This window comes from Streptomyces sp. NPDC050504, from assembly GCF_044458065.1.
Classification (GTDB): Bacteria; Actinomycetota; Actinomycetes; order Streptomycetales; family Streptomycetaceae; genus Streptomyces.
Genome location: NZ_JBITHO010000001.1, coordinates 660,260 through 677,005, shown reverse-complemented (window position 1 = coordinate 677,005; position 16,746 = coordinate 660,260). Strand labels below are relative to the sequence as shown.

8 protein-coding genes are annotated in these 16,746 nt (G+C 75.2%); 5 read left to right on the top strand and 3 right to left on the bottom strand.

What is annotated here, in order from left to right; translation table 11 throughout:
* Genes ACIBNE_RS02855 through ACIBNE_RS02840 form a run of 4 tightly spaced genes read left to right on the top strand, consistent with a single transcriptional unit; the run spans nt 1 to nt 12,382 of the window.
* The gene (locus ACIBNE_RS02855) at nt 1-9,669 is read left to right on the top strand and encodes an amino acid adenylation domain-containing protein (protein WP_399268783.1); all 9,669 of its coding nucleotides are present in this window, start codon (nt 1-3) and stop codon (nt 9,667-9,669) included.
* Nucleotides 9,666-10,781 carry a GSCFA domain-containing protein gene (locus tag ACIBNE_RS02850; RefSeq protein WP_399268781.1) on the top strand — a complete coding sequence of 372 codons (1,116 nt, stop codon included), beginning with the start codon at nt 9,666-9,668 and terminating at the stop codon, nt 10,779-10,781. Before ACIBNE_RS02855 ends, ACIBNE_RS02850 begins: the two co-directional genes overlap by 4 nt.
* Entirely contained in the window at nt 10,747-11,457 is a 711-nt protein-coding gene (locus ACIBNE_RS02845) for a hypothetical protein (protein WP_399268779.1), read from the top strand. The genes ACIBNE_RS02850 and ACIBNE_RS02845 overlap by 35 nt, the downstream gene beginning before the upstream one ends.
* Nucleotides 11,458-11,509: 52 nt before the next feature.
* Complete coding sequence (locus ACIBNE_RS02840; protein WP_399268777.1) at nt 11,510-12,382, top strand: TauD/TfdA dioxygenase family protein; 873 nt, start codon at nt 11,510-11,512, stop codon at nt 12,380-12,382.
* A 71-nt stretch (nt 12,383-12,453) separates the two neighbouring features.
* Here the strand turns inward: ACIBNE_RS02840 and ACIBNE_RS02835 are convergent, their stop codons facing one another.
* The 3 genes from ACIBNE_RS02835 to ACIBNE_RS02825 form a co-directional block, all read right to left on the bottom strand.
* Complete coding sequence (locus ACIBNE_RS02835) at nt 12,454-13,254, bottom strand: SpcZ (RefSeq protein WP_399268775.1); 801 nt, start codon at nt 13,252-13,254, stop codon at nt 12,454-12,456.
* Between the two features lie 190 nt (nt 13,255-13,444).
* Nucleotides 13,445-13,855 (bottom strand): PPOX class F420-dependent oxidoreductase, encoded by a 411-nt coding sequence (locus ACIBNE_RS02830; protein WP_399268773.1) that lies wholly within the window; start codon nt 13,853-13,855, stop codon nt 13,445-13,447.
* A gap of 79 nt (nt 13,856-13,934) precedes the next feature.
* A complete protein-coding gene (locus tag ACIBNE_RS02825; RefSeq protein ID WP_399268771.1) occupies nt 13,935-15,347 on the bottom strand; it encodes an aminopeptidase P family protein in 1,413 nt (470 codons plus the stop codon).
* A 261-nt stretch (nt 15,348-15,608) separates the two neighbouring features.
* Here ACIBNE_RS02825 and ACIBNE_RS02820 point away from each other — a divergent pair, with 261 nt between their 5' ends.
* Entirely contained in the window at nt 15,609-16,592 is a 984-nt protein-coding gene (locus ACIBNE_RS02820; protein WP_399268769.1) for a LuxR family transcriptional regulator, read from the top strand.
* Nucleotides 16,593-16,746 lie beyond the last annotated feature (154 nt).

The following is a 16,746-nucleotide window of genomic DNA, read 5'->3' as shown; positions in this document are numbered from 1 at the left end:
ATGAGCACGGCACCACACTCCCCGTACGACTCCGGCATCGCCGCCGCCGTACTCGACCGGGCCCGGCGCCACCCCGCGGCCCCCGCGGTCGTCGACGGTCCGCACACCCTGGACTACGCGGGCCTCGACCGCGCCGCCGCGACCGTCGCGAACGCGCTGTACGCGCACGGCGTGCGGCCGGGCCAGGCCGTCGCGATCCACCTGCCGCGCTCCTGGCAGCTCATCTGCACGATGCTCGGCGTCCTGCGGCTGGGCGCGGTGGTCGTCCCGCTGGACGCGCAGAGCCCGCCCGAGCGGCGGCGCCACATCCTGACCGACTCGGGGAGCGTCGCGGTGGTGCACGGCGCGAGCGCGCCCGGCGACCTGCCCGACGGCGTCCGTCCCCTGCCGGTGGACGCGCTCCTGCGCGACGCCGGCGCAGGCGCCGGGGACGGCGCTCCGGCCCCGGACGCCGCCCCTGGGTCCGCGCCCGCCCCGGTCGCCTGCATCCTCTACACCTCGGGAACCACCGGCGTCCCCAAGGGCGTCGAGCTGCGCGACGCCGGGATCCGGCGCCTCGCCGCCCCCGGCTACCTCCACGAGCTTCCCGAGGGCGCCCGCTACACGTGCATGTCCAACCCGGCCTTCGACGCGCTGAGCTTCGAGGTCTGGGTGCCGCTGCTGACCGGCGGCACCTGTGTGATCGTCGACCACGAGGCGACGCAGACCCCCGACGCCCTCGTGGCCGAACTCGGCCGGCTGCGCATCGACACGATGCTCATCACCGCCGCGCTCTTCAACGCCGTGGTCGACAAGGTGCCGGACGCCTTCACGGACATCGACCAGGTCCTGGTGGGCGGCGAGCAGCTGAACGCCGGCCTCATCCGCCGCTGGTACCGCGACAACGCCGCGAGCACCACCCGGCTCTACAACGCCTACGGCCCCACCGAAGCCAGCACGATCGCGCTGTGCCACCCGGTCCCCCGGGACTTCGACGGCGACGTCGTGCCGATCGGCCGCGCGCTGTCCGGCACCGGCGCCGTCGCCGTGACCGAGGGCCTGCGCCCCGCCGAGGTGGGCGAAGTGGCGGAGCTGTGCCTGTCGGGCGAGGCGCTGGCCGTCGGGTACCGCAACCTGCCCGCCGAGACCGCGCGCCGCTTCGTGACCCTCGAAGGCCCGAACGGCACGCCCGTGCGCCACTACCGCACGGGCGACCTGGTCCGGCTCGACGCGGCGGGGAACTACTCCTACGTGGGACGGGCCGACCGTCAGGTGAAGGTGCGCGGATTCCGCATCGAGCCGGGCGAGTTGGAGCGCCGCATCGTGACGCACCCGGCGGTCCGCCAGGCGTACGTCTGCACGCGGCGCGACGCGTCGGGCGTCAATGAACTCCTCGCCTACCTGACCCTCGGCGCCGAGCTCTCCTTCGACGACTTCCACCGCCACCTGGACACCGCGCTGCCCGCGTACATGCGGCCGCACCGCACCTACCTGCTGGACGAGCTGCCGTTGAACGCCAACGGCAAGGTCGACCGCGACGCGCTGCTGGGCCGCGCGGACGCGCCGTGGCGCCGGGCCGACGAGCCCCGGGACGGCGGGAGCCGCGAGCCCCTCGACCTCACCGAACGGCAGCGGGACGTGCTCGCCCTCGTGGCGGAGACCCTGGGCACCGAAGGGCTGCGGCTCGACGACCGCTGGATCGCCTGCGGCGGCGACTCGCTGAAGGCGCTGCGGCTGCGCTACGAGGCGCGGCGGCGCTGGGGCTGCGAGCTGTCCCCGCAGCTCGTCCTGCAAGGCACCTTCGCCGAACTGGCCGCCGCGACGCAGACGGCGGCGGACGCCGCGTCCCCCTACCCCGAGCTGCCCGCCCCGGTGACCGGGCGGGACGCGCCCGCGACCTCCGAGCAGCAGCGGCTCTGGCTGTTCCAGCAGCGCGAGCCCGACTCCCGCGCCTACCACGTGCCGTTGTCCTTCCGCGTCGAGGGCGAGGTGGACACCGACGCGCTGCGCACCGCGCTGCGCCGCCTCGTGGCGCGCCACGCCGCGCTGCGCACCTCCTTCACCGCCACGCCCGACGGGCTGCGGCAGACGGTCGGCGAGCCGTACGACCCGTGGACCGAGCCCACCGGGCCCGCGCTGCGAAACGCCTCGGCACGGGCGGAGTTCACCGCCGCCTTCTTCGCGGAGCCCTTCGACCTGGCGCGGCCCGAGATGTTCGCGGCGTGCTGGCTGCCCGCGCCGGAACCGGACCGCGCGGGCGGCGGCGAGCTGCTTCTGCGCATGCACCACATCGCCGTCGACGGCTGGTCGCTCAACGTGCTGTTCGCCGACCTCGCGGCAGACTACGCGCACGGCGGCGCGGCCCCGGACGCCGCAGCCCCCGGCACCGCGCCGACGCCCCTCGACTTCGCCCACTGGCAGAACGAGTGGCTCGCCCGCGACGCCTACCGCGCCCAGCGCACCGAACTCGCCGCGCTCTACGGCGACCTGCCGCGGGACCACGCCCCGCTGGAACCGCTCCACGCGCCCGCGGGCCCCGCGGGACGCCTGCTGCGCACCGTGCTCGACACCGGCCGCAGGACCGCACTCGACCGGCTCTGCGCCGACCTCGGCCGCACCCGCTTCCAACTCCTGCTGAGCGTCTACGCCTGGAGCCTGTACGGCGTCACGGGCAGCACCGCGCCCCGGATCGCCGGCCCCGTCGCGGGCCGCCAGGTCCAGGAGTTCGCGGACAGCGTCGGCATGTTCGCCAACACCGTGCTGCTCCCCCTGGCCGTGGAGCCTCGCGAGGGCCTGCGCGCCCAGCTGGCGCGGCACGCGGATGCCGCGCGCGGCGTCCTCGACCACCAGGACGTGGTCCTCGCCGACGTCGTCGCGGACGGGGCGGGCGGCTCGGGGCACCCGGGCGGCGGCACTCCGTTCGACTTCATGTTCGTCCTGGAGAACACCGACTTCGACGCGCTGGCGCTGCCCGGCTGCGTGGTGCGCCCGCTGTGGCAGCCGCCGGTCGACGCCAAGTGCCCGCTGACCCTGTCGGTGATCGAGCGGGCGACGGGCTTCGACTGCCTGTGGGAGTACGACGCCCGCCACTTCGACGCGGCCGAGGTCGCCGCGCTGGCCGAGCTGTTCGAGCGCGGCCTGGACGCGCTGACCGGTGCGGCGCCCGCCGCCGCCGGGGGAACCGGGCAGACCCTGGCCGAACTGGTCGCCCCCCACCGACGCGCCCTGCCCGAGCCGGGACGCGCCGAGACCGCTCCGCTCGACTTCGACACCGTCGCGGAGGGCTTCGCCCGCCAGGTGCGGCGCACCCCCGCAGCGACCGCGCTGGTGCACGGGGACACCTCCCTCTCGTACGCCGAACTCGACGCGCACGCCGACGCGTTGGCCCACCGGATCCAACGGCTCCACCCCCTGGAACCGCGGGACACCGAGCCGCGGGACACCGACACGCGGGACGCCGAACCGCAGGACACCGAGCCGCGTTCCGTCGCCCTCTTCCTGCGCCCCTCGCCCGAGCACGTGGTGGCGCTCCTCGCGCTGGCCAGGCTCAACCTGACCATCGTGCCGCTCGACCCCGCCTATCCGGCCGAGCTGCTGCGCCAGGTGCTGTCGCAGGCGAATCCGCTGTGCGTGCTGGTGGCGCCCGACGACGCGCCGGAGCTGGACGCCGTCGCCCCCGACGGCCCGCCGCGCCACCACCTCGTCCTGACGGCCCCCGTCGAACAGGGCCCGGAGATACCGCCGCACGACGGATCGCGCCCGCTGTACACGCTGTTCACCTCGGGCTCCACCGGTACGCCCAAGGGCGTGCGGGTGCCCGACCGCACGCTGTGCAACCTGCTCCAGTGGCAGCGCGAGCACGGCGGCCTCGCGGCCCCGGCCGTCACCCAGCAGTTCTCGATGCTCTCCTTCGACGTCTCGTTCCAGGAGGTCTTCGGCACGCTCTGCGGCGGCGGCACGCTGCGCCTGGTGCGCCCCGAGTGGCGGCACGACGCGCCCGAGCTGCTCGACCGGCTCGAAGCGGGCGGCGTCGAGCGCCTGTTCCTGCCGTACGTGGCCCTGAACCTGCTCGCCGAGCACGGCGTGCGGCTCGGCCGCTACCCCTCGCGGCTGCGCGAAGTCATCACCGCCGGCGAGCAGTTGCTGTGCACGGACGCCATCAGGCGCTGGTTCGCCGGACTGCCGGGCGCGCGGCTCTTCAACCACTACGGGCCCACCGAGACCCATGTGGTCAGCGCCCTCTGCCTGGCGGGCGACCCGGCTCGCTGGCCGGAGCGCCCGGCCATCGGCAGGCCCGTGACGGGCGCCTGGCTGCGGGTGGTGGACGAGGCGGACGAGGCCGTGCCGCCCGGCCGCCCCGGCAGGCTGCTGCTCGGCGGCCCGATGGCGGCGCCGTGCTACCTGGGCAACACCCCGCTCAACGCGGAACGCTTCGTCGAACTGCCGGGCCTGGGCACGTTCTACCGCAGCGGCGACCTGGCCCGGTTCGACGGGGACGGCCTGCTGCACTACCTGGGCCGCGACGACCAGCAGATCAAGCTCAGCGGCCACCGGCTGGAGCTCGGCCAGGTCGAGGCGGCGCTGCTGCGGCACCCCGACGTCGTCAACGCGGTGGTGGTACGGGACGGCGAACGCCTCGTCGCCTGCGTGGAGTTCGGCGCCGCGTCACAGCGGGACGGGGCCGCGAGCACGCCCGACGCGGCGGAACTGGCCCGCCACCTGGCCCCCTTGCTGCCCCCTTACGTCCGCGTCGACCGCTTCCGACGCGTGGCCCGGCTGCCGTTGACGCCGAGCGGCAAGCTGGACCGGCGCGCGGCGCTCACCGCCCCGGGTGACGACCTGCGGTCGGCGGCGCACGACGCGCCCGCGCTGTCCCCGACCGAGGCCCGGCTCACCCGGCTCTTCGCCGAGGTGCTGAACCGGACCGTCGGGCCCGACGAGCGCTTCTTCGACGCGGGCGCCACCAGTCTGGACCTGATGCACTTCCAGCTGCGCTGCACCGCCGAACCGGACCTGGACTTCACCGTCCCCGACCTGTTCGAGCACGTCACCGTGCGCCGCCTCGCCCGCTTCCTGGACGGCGGGACGGACACGGCGGCGCCCCCGCGGTCCGAGCACCGGGGCGGTTCCGCCGACGTGGACGAGCCGATCGCCGTCATCGGCATGGCCGTGCGCCTGCCCGGCGCCGACGACCTCGCCGCGTTCTGGGAGATGGTCCGCACGGGCGCCCGGGGCATCGAGCACTTCGAGACCGACGCCGCCGGGAGCGACGCGGGGCGGGTCGGCGCGCGCAGCCAGATGTCGGGGCTGCTCTCCTTCGACCCCGAGCACTTCGGCATCAGCCGCCAGGAGGCGCGGCTGATGGATCCGCAGCAGCGCCACCTCCTCATGAGCTCCGTGCAGGCACTGGCCCACGCGGGCCTGGCGGAGCAGGGCGGACTGCAGATCGGGCTCGTCGCCGGCTGCGGCGAGAACACCTACGCCCAGTCGATGGCGCGCGAGGCCGACCCCGAGCGGCTGCCCGACGGCTTCCAGCTGGCGCTCCACCAGGAGAAGGACTTCCTCGCCACCAAGGTCGCCTACCACCTCGACCTGACGGGACCCGCGTTCACCGTCCAGGCGGCGTGCGCCAGTTCGCTGGTGGCCGTCCACGTCGCGGCGGGGATGCTGCGCCAGGGCGACGCCGACGTGATGCTGGCGGGCGGGGTGCTCGTCGACACGCTGATGACCGGCGGCTACACCTACCGGCCGCAGCACATCTTCTCGCCCGACGGCCTGTGCAGGCCCTTCAGCGACGACTCGGGCGGCACGATCGGCGCCAGCGGCGTAGGCGTGGTCGTCCTCAAGCCGCTGCGCCTCGCGCGCCGCGACGGCGACACCGTGTACGCGGTGGTGACCGGTTCCGCGCTGAACAACGACGGCGCGGGCAAGCTGAGTTACAGCGCGCCCTCGCTGCCGGGCCAGCGCGAGGTGATCCGCGCCGCGCTGCGCCGCGGCGGCCGCACGGGCGCCGACCTCGGCTACGTCGAGGCGCACGGCACGGCCACCCGGCTCGGCGACCCGGTCGAGGTCGGCGCGCTGCGCCAGGCGTACGCGCTGTCGGAGTCCAGGACCGAGTCGGAGGCCGAACCCGGCCGCTGCGCGCTGACCTCGGTGAAGAGCCAGATCGGCCACCTGGGCGCGGCGGCGGGCGTGGTCGGTCTCGTACGGGCAGCGCTCTGCGTCCACCACGGCCTGATCCCGCCCAACGTCGGCTTCCGGGCGCTCAATCCGCAGATCGGCACCGACGCGGCGCCGTTCTACGTCCCCGCCGAGGCCGCGCCCTGGCCCGCGGGACGCCCGCGCGTCGCCGCGGTGAGCAGCTTCGGCATCGGCGGCACCAACGCGCACCTGGTGCTCGAAGGGGACGACGCGCCGCGGGAGCGGCACGACTCCCGCCCCGAGCCGCTCGACTGCCTGCTGCTGTCCAGCGGCAGCGCGGCCGGGCTGCGCGCCGACGCGGCGGCGATCGCCGACTACCTGGCGGCGCGGCCCGAGGAGTACGGCCGGGTGCTCCGTCACCTCCAGGCGGGTCGGCGGCCGCACCGCTGGCGCGCGGCCGCGGTCTGCGCGGACGTGGACGCGGCGGTGGACTGGCTGCGCACCGCGTCCGGCACCGAGGTGGCGTCGGCCGGGGGGACGGACCGCGACGAGCGGTGCGCCGCCGTCGACCGCTCGGCCTCCGAGGTGGTCGACGCCTGGCTCGCGGGCCGGACGGTCGTGCTGCCCGCGGGCTGCGCACAGGCGCCCTGGGACTTCCCGCCGCCGAGCTTCGCGCTCACGGAGTACGACTTCGAGCGCGCCGCCCCGGCGGCCGCCCCGGCGGACGGCGGCCCCGTGGACGGCGGGGCGCCGCAGCGCCTGCCCGACACCGACTGGCTGCACCAGCCGCACTGGGTACGGCTGAGCCGCGCCACCGCTCCCCGTACGCCCGACGCCGCTCCCCGTACGCCCGCCGCCGGTTCCCGGACCGGCGCGGTGCTGGTGGCGATGACGGCGGCCCCGCTGCCGCCCGGGGCGCTGGCCCCCTTCGAGGCGTCCTACGACCGGGTCGTGCGCGTCGTGGAGGCCGCCGCCTTCGCGCGCGTCGCCGAGGACGCGTACGAGGTCGACCCGGCCGACCCCGACTCGCTGCGCCGACTGCTCGAAGCGCTCGCGCCCGAGCGGTCCCCCGCACCCGGACAGCCCAAGCAGCCCGAACAGACCGGGCAGACCAGGCAGACCAGGCAGGCAGAGCAGCCCGGGGCGCACGGTGGAGCGCCGCTCGTCGACTGGCTGCACGCCCTCCCGCTGGCCGCGCGCGGACCGCTCGACGAGGCGGCGCTGGAGCGCGCCCGCCGGTCCTGTCTGGACACCCCGGCGGCCCTGCTGCGCGCGGTGGGCGAGCTGACCGGGCGCCTGCGGCTGCGGGCCTGGTGGCTCTCGTACGGGGCGCAGCCCGTCCACGGCACCGTCGAGCGGCCCGAGTCCGGGCTCCTCGCCGGAGCGGGCGAGGTCGCGTCCCAGGAGTGCGCCGTGGACGGCCACTGGGTGGACCTGCCCGGCGCGGACCTCGCCCGCTGGGCCGCGCGGCTCGCCGCGCTGCTGGCCGGGGCCGGGGAGCCCGGGGCGCTGCCCCGGCGCCTCGCGCTGCGGCAGGGCTACTGGTGGCGGCAGGCGCTGCTGCCGGTGGCCGCACCCCGGGACGCCGCGCCCTCCGCGCTGGCCGACGCCCCCGCCACGTACCTCGTCATGGGCGGCACGGGCGGCATCGGCCGCTCGCTCGCCGCGTGGCTCCTCGCCCACGCCGACTGCCGGATCGTCCTGCTCTCGCGCTCCGCGCGGCTGCCCGACGACCTCGCGCAGTGGGCGGACCGCGTCGTGCCGATCGCGGCCGATCTCGCCGCCGACCCGCTCGACGCGGTCGTCGCCCGCGTCGCGGACGCCGTGGGCGGCGCCGGGATCGACGGCGTGGTGCACGCGGTCGGCGCCGCGGGCGGCGGGCTCGTCGCCCGGCGCGACGCGGCGGCGATGCGCCCCGTGACGGCCGCCAAGCTGCGCGGCGCGCTGCTGACCGAGCGGCTGATCGAGCGCTACCGGCCTGGCTTCGCCGCGTACTGCTCGTCGATGTCGGCGCTGTACGGCGGTGTCGGACAGTTCGACTACGCCGCCGCGAACGGCCTGCTGGACGGCTTCGCCCACTACGCGCCCGGCGGGGAGGGCGAGGCGGACGGGACCGACGGTACGGACGCGGACGGTGGTGCGACGCTGCGCGTCAGCATCGACTGGGACATCTGGAACGAGGTCGGCATGGCGTGCGACGCCCTGCACGCCGACGCCCGCCACCAGGCGCACCTCGCGGTCGGGCTCGCGGTGAAGGAGGGACAGCGGCTGTTCGACCAGGCGCTGCGCCTCCAGCTGCCCCAGCTCCTCGTGTCCACCACGGACATCGGGCGGGCGCGGGAGTTCTACGCACCGCTCGCGGCGCCCGCTTCCGTGCCCCGGCCGCGCGAGCCGGAGCTTGCCGACGGCCCTGCGGAGGGCCGCCCCGGTGCGATGGCCGCGCGGCTCGACGGCTGGCTGTGCGAATGGCTCGGGGTGGACGAACTCGACCCGGACGCCTCCCTGTACGACGAGTACGGCGCCGACTCGCTGACGATGCTCGACCTCGTCGCGAAGGTCGAGCAGCACTACGGCGTCGACCTGGAACTCGCCCACCTCGGCCACCGCGTCAGCCTCAACGACGTGCTGGCCCGCATCGAGGAGGTGCGCGCGGCAGCGTCGGACGCCGCCGCGCCGCCCGACGGGGTCGCGCTCGCGGTGTGGCAGGAGGGAACGGGCCGCGACGTGCTGTGCCTGGTCCATCCGGTCGGCGGCGACATCCAGGCGTACCGCGCGCTGGTCTCCGGGCTCGACCCGCGGCTCACGGTCTGCCTGATCGCGGACCCCGCGCTCGGCGGCGGCCCCGCGCCCTCCTGGTCGCTGGCGGAGCGCGCGGACCGCTACCGCGCCGCGCTGGAGGCGCGCTTCCCGCAGGACGCGTGGAACTGGCACCTCGCGGGCTGGTCGTTCGGCGCCTGGGTGGCGCACGCGATGGCGGCGGGCGCCGAGGCGGCGGGACGGGCCGTGACGGGCCTCCAGCTGCTCGACCCGCCGCCGCCGGACGCGGCGCCGCACTTCCGGGCGTACGACGAGGAGCGGTACGAGGCGGTCTTCGCCCACGAACTGCTCCAGGGCGGCGGCTCGGACACGGCGGACACGGCGGACACGGCGGACACGGCTGATGCGTCGGGCGCCGCGGGCGCCGCGGACGGAGGCGGGCGGGCCCCGGCCGTCAGCCCGCACGCGCGGGCCTACGCCGAGCGCCTGGCGCACTGCTGCCGGGCCAACGTGGCCGCGATGGCCGGTCACGAGCCGGCCCTCCTCGCCCGCACCCCCGTCCACCTGTGGCTGGCGACCCGGCCGGTCGAGAACCTGCCGGAGCTGGGCTCGCCGGAGCGGCAACGGCGGCTGTGGGGCACGCTGCTGCCCCTCCTGGAGGGCTGCCACGAGCTGGACACCACGCACTACGGGATCGTGCGCGGGCCCTGGGTGCGGGCGGTGAGCGACACCGTCAACGCCGCCGCCGCGGCCCCCTCCCCCACCACCGTACGAAGGACGCAGGACCGATGAACCCCTACGGATCGCTGCCGTCGAGCGCGTTCTGGCGCACCGCCGTGGCCGAGCCCGAGCCCCGGGACATCCGCGGGCTCTGGACGCCGAAGTTCGCCGTGGGACAGGACGACATGGTCCTCACCGCGGGCTCCTGCTTCGCCCGCCACATCGGGCGGGCGCTGCTGGAGCACGGCATGTTCTGGCACGAGGCGGAGTTCCCGCCGCCCGGCCTCACCCGGGCCGAGCGCGACGCGCGCCAGTACGGCGCGTTCTCCTTCCGCACCGGCAACATCTACACCGCGGCCGTGCTGCGGCAGTGGCTGTCCTGGGCGTTCGAGGAGTCCGCCCCGCCCGCCGAGGTGTGGGAGGAGGAGGGCCGCTGGTACGACCCGATGCGCCCGTCGGTCGAGCCGGAGGGGTACGCGTCGGCCGAGGACGTGGCGCGGGCGCGCGCCGTGACCCTGGAGGCGATCCGCGGCGCCGTGTCCGGGGCGAGCTGCCTGGTCTTCACGCTGGGTCTGACCGAAGCGTGGCGCGGCCGCGCCGACGGCACGGTGTACCCGGTCTGTCCCGGCACCGTGCGCGGGACGTACGACGCCGAGCTGCACGAGTTCCACAACTTCACCTTCGACGAGGTGTACGGCGACCTGTGCGCCGCGCTCGCGCTCGCCCGCAGGGCCAACCCGGAGCTGCGGCTGCTGCTGACGGTCTCCCCCGTGCCGCTCACCGCGACGGCGAGCGGCGGTCACGCGCTCACCGCGACCACGTACTCCAAGTCCGTACTGCGCGCGGTGGCCGGGCAGTTGGCCCAGGAGCTGGACTACGTCGACTACTTCCCCTCGTACGAGATCGTCACCGGTTTCCCGTACCGGGCGGCGTTCTTCGAGCCGAACCTGCGCTCGGTGACGCCCGCGGGCGTCGACTTCGTGATGGGCCACTTCTTCGACGGGATCCGCCCCGCGCCGCGGACCGCCGCCCACGTGTCCGGGCAGGCGCCCCGCGACGACGCCCGCACCGACGACCCCACCACCGCCCACACCGCCCACACCACAGTGCGGAGCCCCGCGCACGACTCGGGAGAGGACCTCTGGTGCGATGACGCCGTACTCGACTACTACAACCCTCGCTGACACGGCCCGCTTCCTGCTGCTCGGCGACTCGCACGCGGGTCCCGTCGGCCGGGCCGCGAAGGCGGCGGGGTTCCCCTTCGCGGGCGGGCCCGTCGGGGCGGGGCGCGACTTCCACGCGGACTTCTTCGACCTGCGCGGCGGGGACGTCGTCTTCCGGGGCGAGGAGACGGAGGAGCTGTACCGGGGGTTCCTGGGCGAGCTGGAGGCCTCGGGGATCGACGCGCTCGCCGAGCGCGGCGTGCCGCTGGTGTGCACCTTCGGCTTCAGCGCGCACTTCGTGGCCACCACCGCCAACTGGGACGTCTACCGGCTCGCCGACGGGGGCTTCGCCCCCGGCTTCCTGACCGGGAAGCTCTTCGACGAGCTGGTGCGCGCCACGGTCCGCGGCGCGCTGGCCTTCTACGCGCACGCCCGCGGCCTGGGCATGCGGGTGGTGTCCGTGATGCCGCCCCAGCGGGTGCCCGGCATGTCGGACCCGGTGGTCTTCGGGGCGGCGCAGGACGTGATGCGCCGCGCGCTGATCGAGCTGGGCGTCGACGTCGTGGACCTGCGGGAGCGCGTCACCGACCGGGAGGGCCGCCAGCGGCCGGAGTTCAGCGAGGCGACCGACGGGATCCACGGCAACCTCGCCTTCGGGCGGCTGATCCTGCGCGAGCTGCTGGACCTGGGCCTGTGACCCCCGAACCACCTTTCCCCCTCACCACCGTACAGACGTCCAGGAGGACGCAATGGAACAGTTCGCACTGGATGCCATCACCCGTGTCACCACCGCGCCGCCGGAGGTCTACGACACCATCTCGGTCGACCCGCTGACGCCGACCATCGGCGCCGAGGTGTCGGGCGTCGACTTCTCCAAGGAGCTGACGGAGGATCAGGTCGCCGAGGTGCGGCGGGCGTTCCTCCGCCACCAGGTGCTGGTCTTCCGCGACCAGGAGCTGGACAACGAGACCCACAAGCGGGCCGCCGGGTACTTCGGCGAGCTGCACCCCGTCGCGCTGCCCGCCAAGGACTCCGACCCGCACGTGCTGGAGATCAGCGCGGACAAGGACTCGCGCAACGTGGCGGGTCACGGCTGGCACGCCGACGGCACGGCCGACCTCCAGCCGTCGCTGGGCTCGATGCTCTACATCACGCGCACGCCCGAGGTGGGCAGCGGCGGCGACACCATGTTCGCGAACATGACCCTCGCGTACGACATGCTGTCCCCGGCGATGAAGGAGATGCTGGACGGCATGACGGCGGTCCACGACGGGCTGCTCGCCTGGGAGGGGAAGACCCCGCCGCCGGAGTACGACGTGCCCAAGCACGTCCACCCGGTGATCGCCAGGCACCCCGAGACCGGCCGCAAGCTGCTCTTCGTCAACAACATCTACGTGTCGCACATCGAGCAGCTGTCGCGCCGCGAGAGCCGGGCCGTCATCAACATGCTGTGCGACCACATCGCGAGCACCGCGCTGCTGCACTGCCGGGTCCGCTGGACGGCGAACACCCTGGTGTTCTGGGACAACCGCTGCGTGCAGCACCACGCGATCTGGGACTACTTCCCGCACTCGCGCTACGGCAGGCGCGTCGCCATCAAGGGCCACCGCCCCACGGCCTGACCCCTGGGCCCGTCGTCCGGGCCGCCGCACACGGCGGCGGCGGCCCGGACGGTTCCGGTTCCGGTTCCGCCTCAGGCGGCGGCCCGCTCCAGGCTCTCGGCCAGCCCCGCGGCGAGGCGTCCGCAGGCCGCTTCGTACGCCGCGGCCCGCTGCCGCGCCGCCTCCTCGTCCCGGCCCTCGACCGTGCCGACGGCCAGGGCGCAGACGCGCACGTACGCGAAGGGGTACGCGGCGGCCAGGGCCTCCTCGTCGGCGTCCGCGAAGGCCGCGGCCAGCGCACCGGCGTTGGCCAGCGCGTGGGCGCCCGCGAAGGAGAGGGCGTTGGCGTCGGTGTTCAGCTTCGCGTACATCTGCGCGAACTCCGCCGCCTTCTCCTCGGTGTAGTCGTTGTCCAGCGCGTACTCGCGGGCGCTGACGGACGACGCGGCGTAGGAGTCGGCGTACGGGTAGGCGTCGCGGTACACGCCGGTCAGCGCGGAGCCGAGCGCGTCGGCCCACTCCGCCCTTGCGACCGGCTCCCCGGCCAGGGCACGCAGGTGCAGCAGCCGTACGGCTTCCAGCGCGCCCTTCCCGGCTCCGTCCGCGCCGTCTCCGGCCGCGCCGCTTCCGGCCTCCGCCAGGGCGGGCATGACGGTGTGCGCGTGCCAGTCGTGCACGACCGAGAACGGCACGCGCCCGGCCAGCCGGTCCAGCTCCGCGTGCACCCGGTGGGCCCACTCCCGCGCGGCCCCGGGGCCCTGGCCGCCGTACAGCGTGGCGGCCGCCTGGCCGAACCACTCGGGCTCCCGGTGCCCGGCCGCGCCGCCGGGACCGGCCGCGAGCCTGGCGGCGAAGTCCTCGGCGGTCTCGGCGGGTGCGGGCGTCCGCGTCATGCGTCTGTCTCCTGGTTCTCGCCCCCGGTACCGTCCCGGGCGCGTCGTGCCTGTGCGTCGCGTGCGGTCCGCCGCTCTCGTCGGCGCGCGGCCCGCCCGGCCAGTCTGCGCCCCGCAGGGTCACCGGGTCCAGCGAGCACCGGGTCCAGCGAGCACCGGGTCCAGCGAGCACCGCGCCCGGCGGCGCGCGTCAGCGGGCGGCCGGGCCGATCGCCTTCACGGGCGTGACGCGGATGACGACGCGCAGCGCCTCGGGCGGCAGGTCCAGGTACTCCTGGCCGGCGCCGGGGCCCTCGTACTCCTCCGCGAGGCGCACCGCCAGCGCGCGCCCCTCGTCCTCGGTGACGGTGGCCGTGCCCCGCACCTCCAGGTACTGGTCCGGGTCGGCGAGGTCGTACACGGTGAGGCTGACGCGCGGCTCGCGCTCGACGTTCTTGACCTTGCGGCGGCCCGCCTGGCTGGAGATCACCAGCTCGTCGCCCTCGCGGCCGACCCAGACGACGGAGGTCTGCGGAGCCCCGTCGGGGTTGATCGTGGCGAGCACGGCGGGGTGCGGGGCGTCGAGTATGCGGCGGGCGTTGTCGCCGAAGGAAACGATCATGCCGCCACCTTAGGCGGGCGCGACGCGGGGCGGAACCCGGACCCCCGTGCCGGACTCCGCCCCGTCCTGTGGGACCGGTTCAGCCAGCGAACTGGTCCATCCACTCCTCGACCTCGTCCGCCGACCTCGGCAGGCCGGCCGACAGGTTCTCGTTGCCGTCGGCGGTGACGATCAGGTCGTCCTCGATGCGCACGCCGATGCCGCGCCACTCCTCGGGCACCGTGAGGTCGTCCGGCTGGAAGTACAGGCCGGGCTCGACGGTGAGGCACATGCCGGGCTCCAGCACGCCGTCCACGTAGTCCTCGTTGCGCGCGTGCGCGCAGTCGTGGACGTCGAGGCCGAGCATGTGCCCGGTGCCCGCCATCGTGAAGCGGCGCTGGAGGCCCAGCTCGTACGCGTGCTCAGCGGGGCCCTCGATGAAGCCCCACTCCACCAGCTTGGCGGCCAGGTGGCGCTGGGACGCCTCGTGGAAGTCGCGGTAGGCGGCGCCCGGCTTCACGGCGGCGATGCCCGCCTCCTGGGCCTCGTACACCGCGTCGTACACCTTGCGCTGGACCGGCGTGAAGGTGCCGCTGATCGGCAGGGTGCGGGTCACGTCGGCGGTGTAGAGGGTGTGCGTCTCCACGCCCGCGTCGAACAGCAGCAGGTCGCCGGGGCGCACCGGGCCGTCGTTGTCCGTCCAGTGCATGATCGTGGCGTGCTCGCCCGCGGCGCAGATCGAGCCGTAGCCGACGGCCTTGCCCTCCAGTCGGGCGCGGCGGAAGAACGTGCCCTCGATCCAGCGCTCGGACGTGGCGACCGCGGTGGACAGCTCGCCGACGACGTCGGTGAACCCGCGCACCGTGGAGTCGACGGCCTTGCGCAGCTCGCCGATCTCCCACTCGTCCTTGACCAGGCGCAGGTCGCTCAGCGCCTCCTCCAGCTCGTAGTCGCGGTCCTCGTCGGTGCTGACCGCGGCCTCCAGGGCGGGGTCGATGCCGCGCACGATGCGGGTCGGCGCGCCGGACCCGGCGGCCAGGTCGGCGGCGGCCGTGCGGACGTCCCGGCAGGGCAGGCCGAGGACCGTCTCCGCCTCGGCCAGGGAGCGGCGGCGGCCCATCCACAGCTCGGCGTGGTAGCCGCTCCAGAACTCGTCGGTGTCCCGGCTGTCGCGCGGCAGCTGGTAGCAGTACGCGTCGTGGCCGCCGTCCGCGCGGGGTTCGAGGACGAGGGCGCCGTCCCTGGCCTGGTCACCGGTCATGTGCACGTAGCCGGTGTAGGAGCGGAAGGGGTAGGTGTCGTCGTTGGAGCGGACCTTGAGGTTGCCCGAGGGGATCACCAGGCGCTCGCCGGGGAAGCGCGCGGAGAGCGCGGCGCGGCGCTCGGCCGCGTACGGCGCCTGGGCGTCGAGGGTCAGGTCGTGCCGCTCGGTGTCCGCCCAGCCGGTGCGCATCAGCGCGGACAGCTCGTCGGAAATGCCTGAGTAGAGACCGTTCTTGCGGCGGTTCGCCACGGCGTACACCTTCCCTCTGGGTGGGTTCCGGTTCCTCGGACGGGCCGGGTGGGGCACGGACGGGGTCGGGGCATGGGGGATCCGGACCCCGTCCGTGACCCGGAAGGTATACGGCGCCGGGCCCGCCCGGTGCCCAGGAGTGTCACTGGCACGGATCGGCCATGCGCGGCGCGGGAGAGGGTCGATAATGCGGTACGTGGACAAAGCACTGACGGCACTCACGGCACTCACGGCACGCACGACACGGACGGCACGCACGGCATGGACAACGTGAAGCTCGGCGAGGCGCTGCGGCTCCTGGGCATCGACGAGGCGGCGGCCCGGGTCTACCTGGCGCTGCTCGAACTGGCGCCCGCGCCGCTCGGCGCGGTCGCGGCCGCGACGGGCCTGCGGGACGCGGAGCTGACCTCGGCGTACGGCTCGCTGGTCGACGCGGGGCTGGCCAGCGCGGTCGACGGGGCCGGGGAGGTGGTGGCGCCCGTGCCGCCGACGGCGGGGCTCGAAATCCTGGCCAGGCACCGGGCGGCCGAGGTCGAGGAGTCGCGGATCGCCGTCGGGGGCGCGTTCGAGTCGTTCCGGCGGCAGCGGCTCGCCTCGTACAACGACAACCTGGTGGAGGTCGTGACCGGGGACTCCGTCGGGCCGCGGATCCGGCGGGCCTGGGCGAGCGCGCGCGAGCAGATCAGACAGCTCGAATCGCCCCCGTACCTCACCCTGCCGGAGGCCACCGGCGACTCGCTGGCGACGCTGGAGCGCGGGGTGACGCAGCGCGTCGTGTACTCGCGGGCGTCGCTGGAGTTCCCCGGCCACCTGGCGGAGGCCATCGAGCCGTGCGTCAACGCCGGGGAGCAGGCCAGGGTGGCGCCCTCGGTGCCGGTCAAGCTCGTGATCATCGACGAGGCGTACGCCCTGGTCTCGCTGTCGATCAAGGAGGCCGACGTGCACAACACGATGCTCGTGGTGCAGCCGTGCGGGCTGCTGTCGGCGCTCATCGCGCTGTTCGAGCAGTCGTGGAGCAACGCGCTGCCGTTCCACGGCCGCACCACGCGGCCCGGCGGGCTGCCGCCCGCCGACCGGCGGCTGCTGTGGCTGCTCGCGGGCGGCGCGGGCGACGACGTGATCGCCCGCGAGCTGGGGATCAGCCGCCGTACGCTCTTCCGCCGCCTCCAGGTCCTGATGGCCCAGCTGGGCGCGGCGAACCGCTTCCAGATGGCGCTCCAGGCACAGCGCAACGGCTGGCTGTAGCGGACGCGGCCGACGCGCCGGGGCCCCGGGGGGCGCGCCGGCCCCCGGGGCCCCCCCCCCCGCCCCGGGGGCCAACCCCCACCCCCCGGCCCCGCGGGCCCCGCCCCCCCCCCCCCCCGCCCCCCCCCCCCCCCGGGGGGCCCCCCCCCCCCGT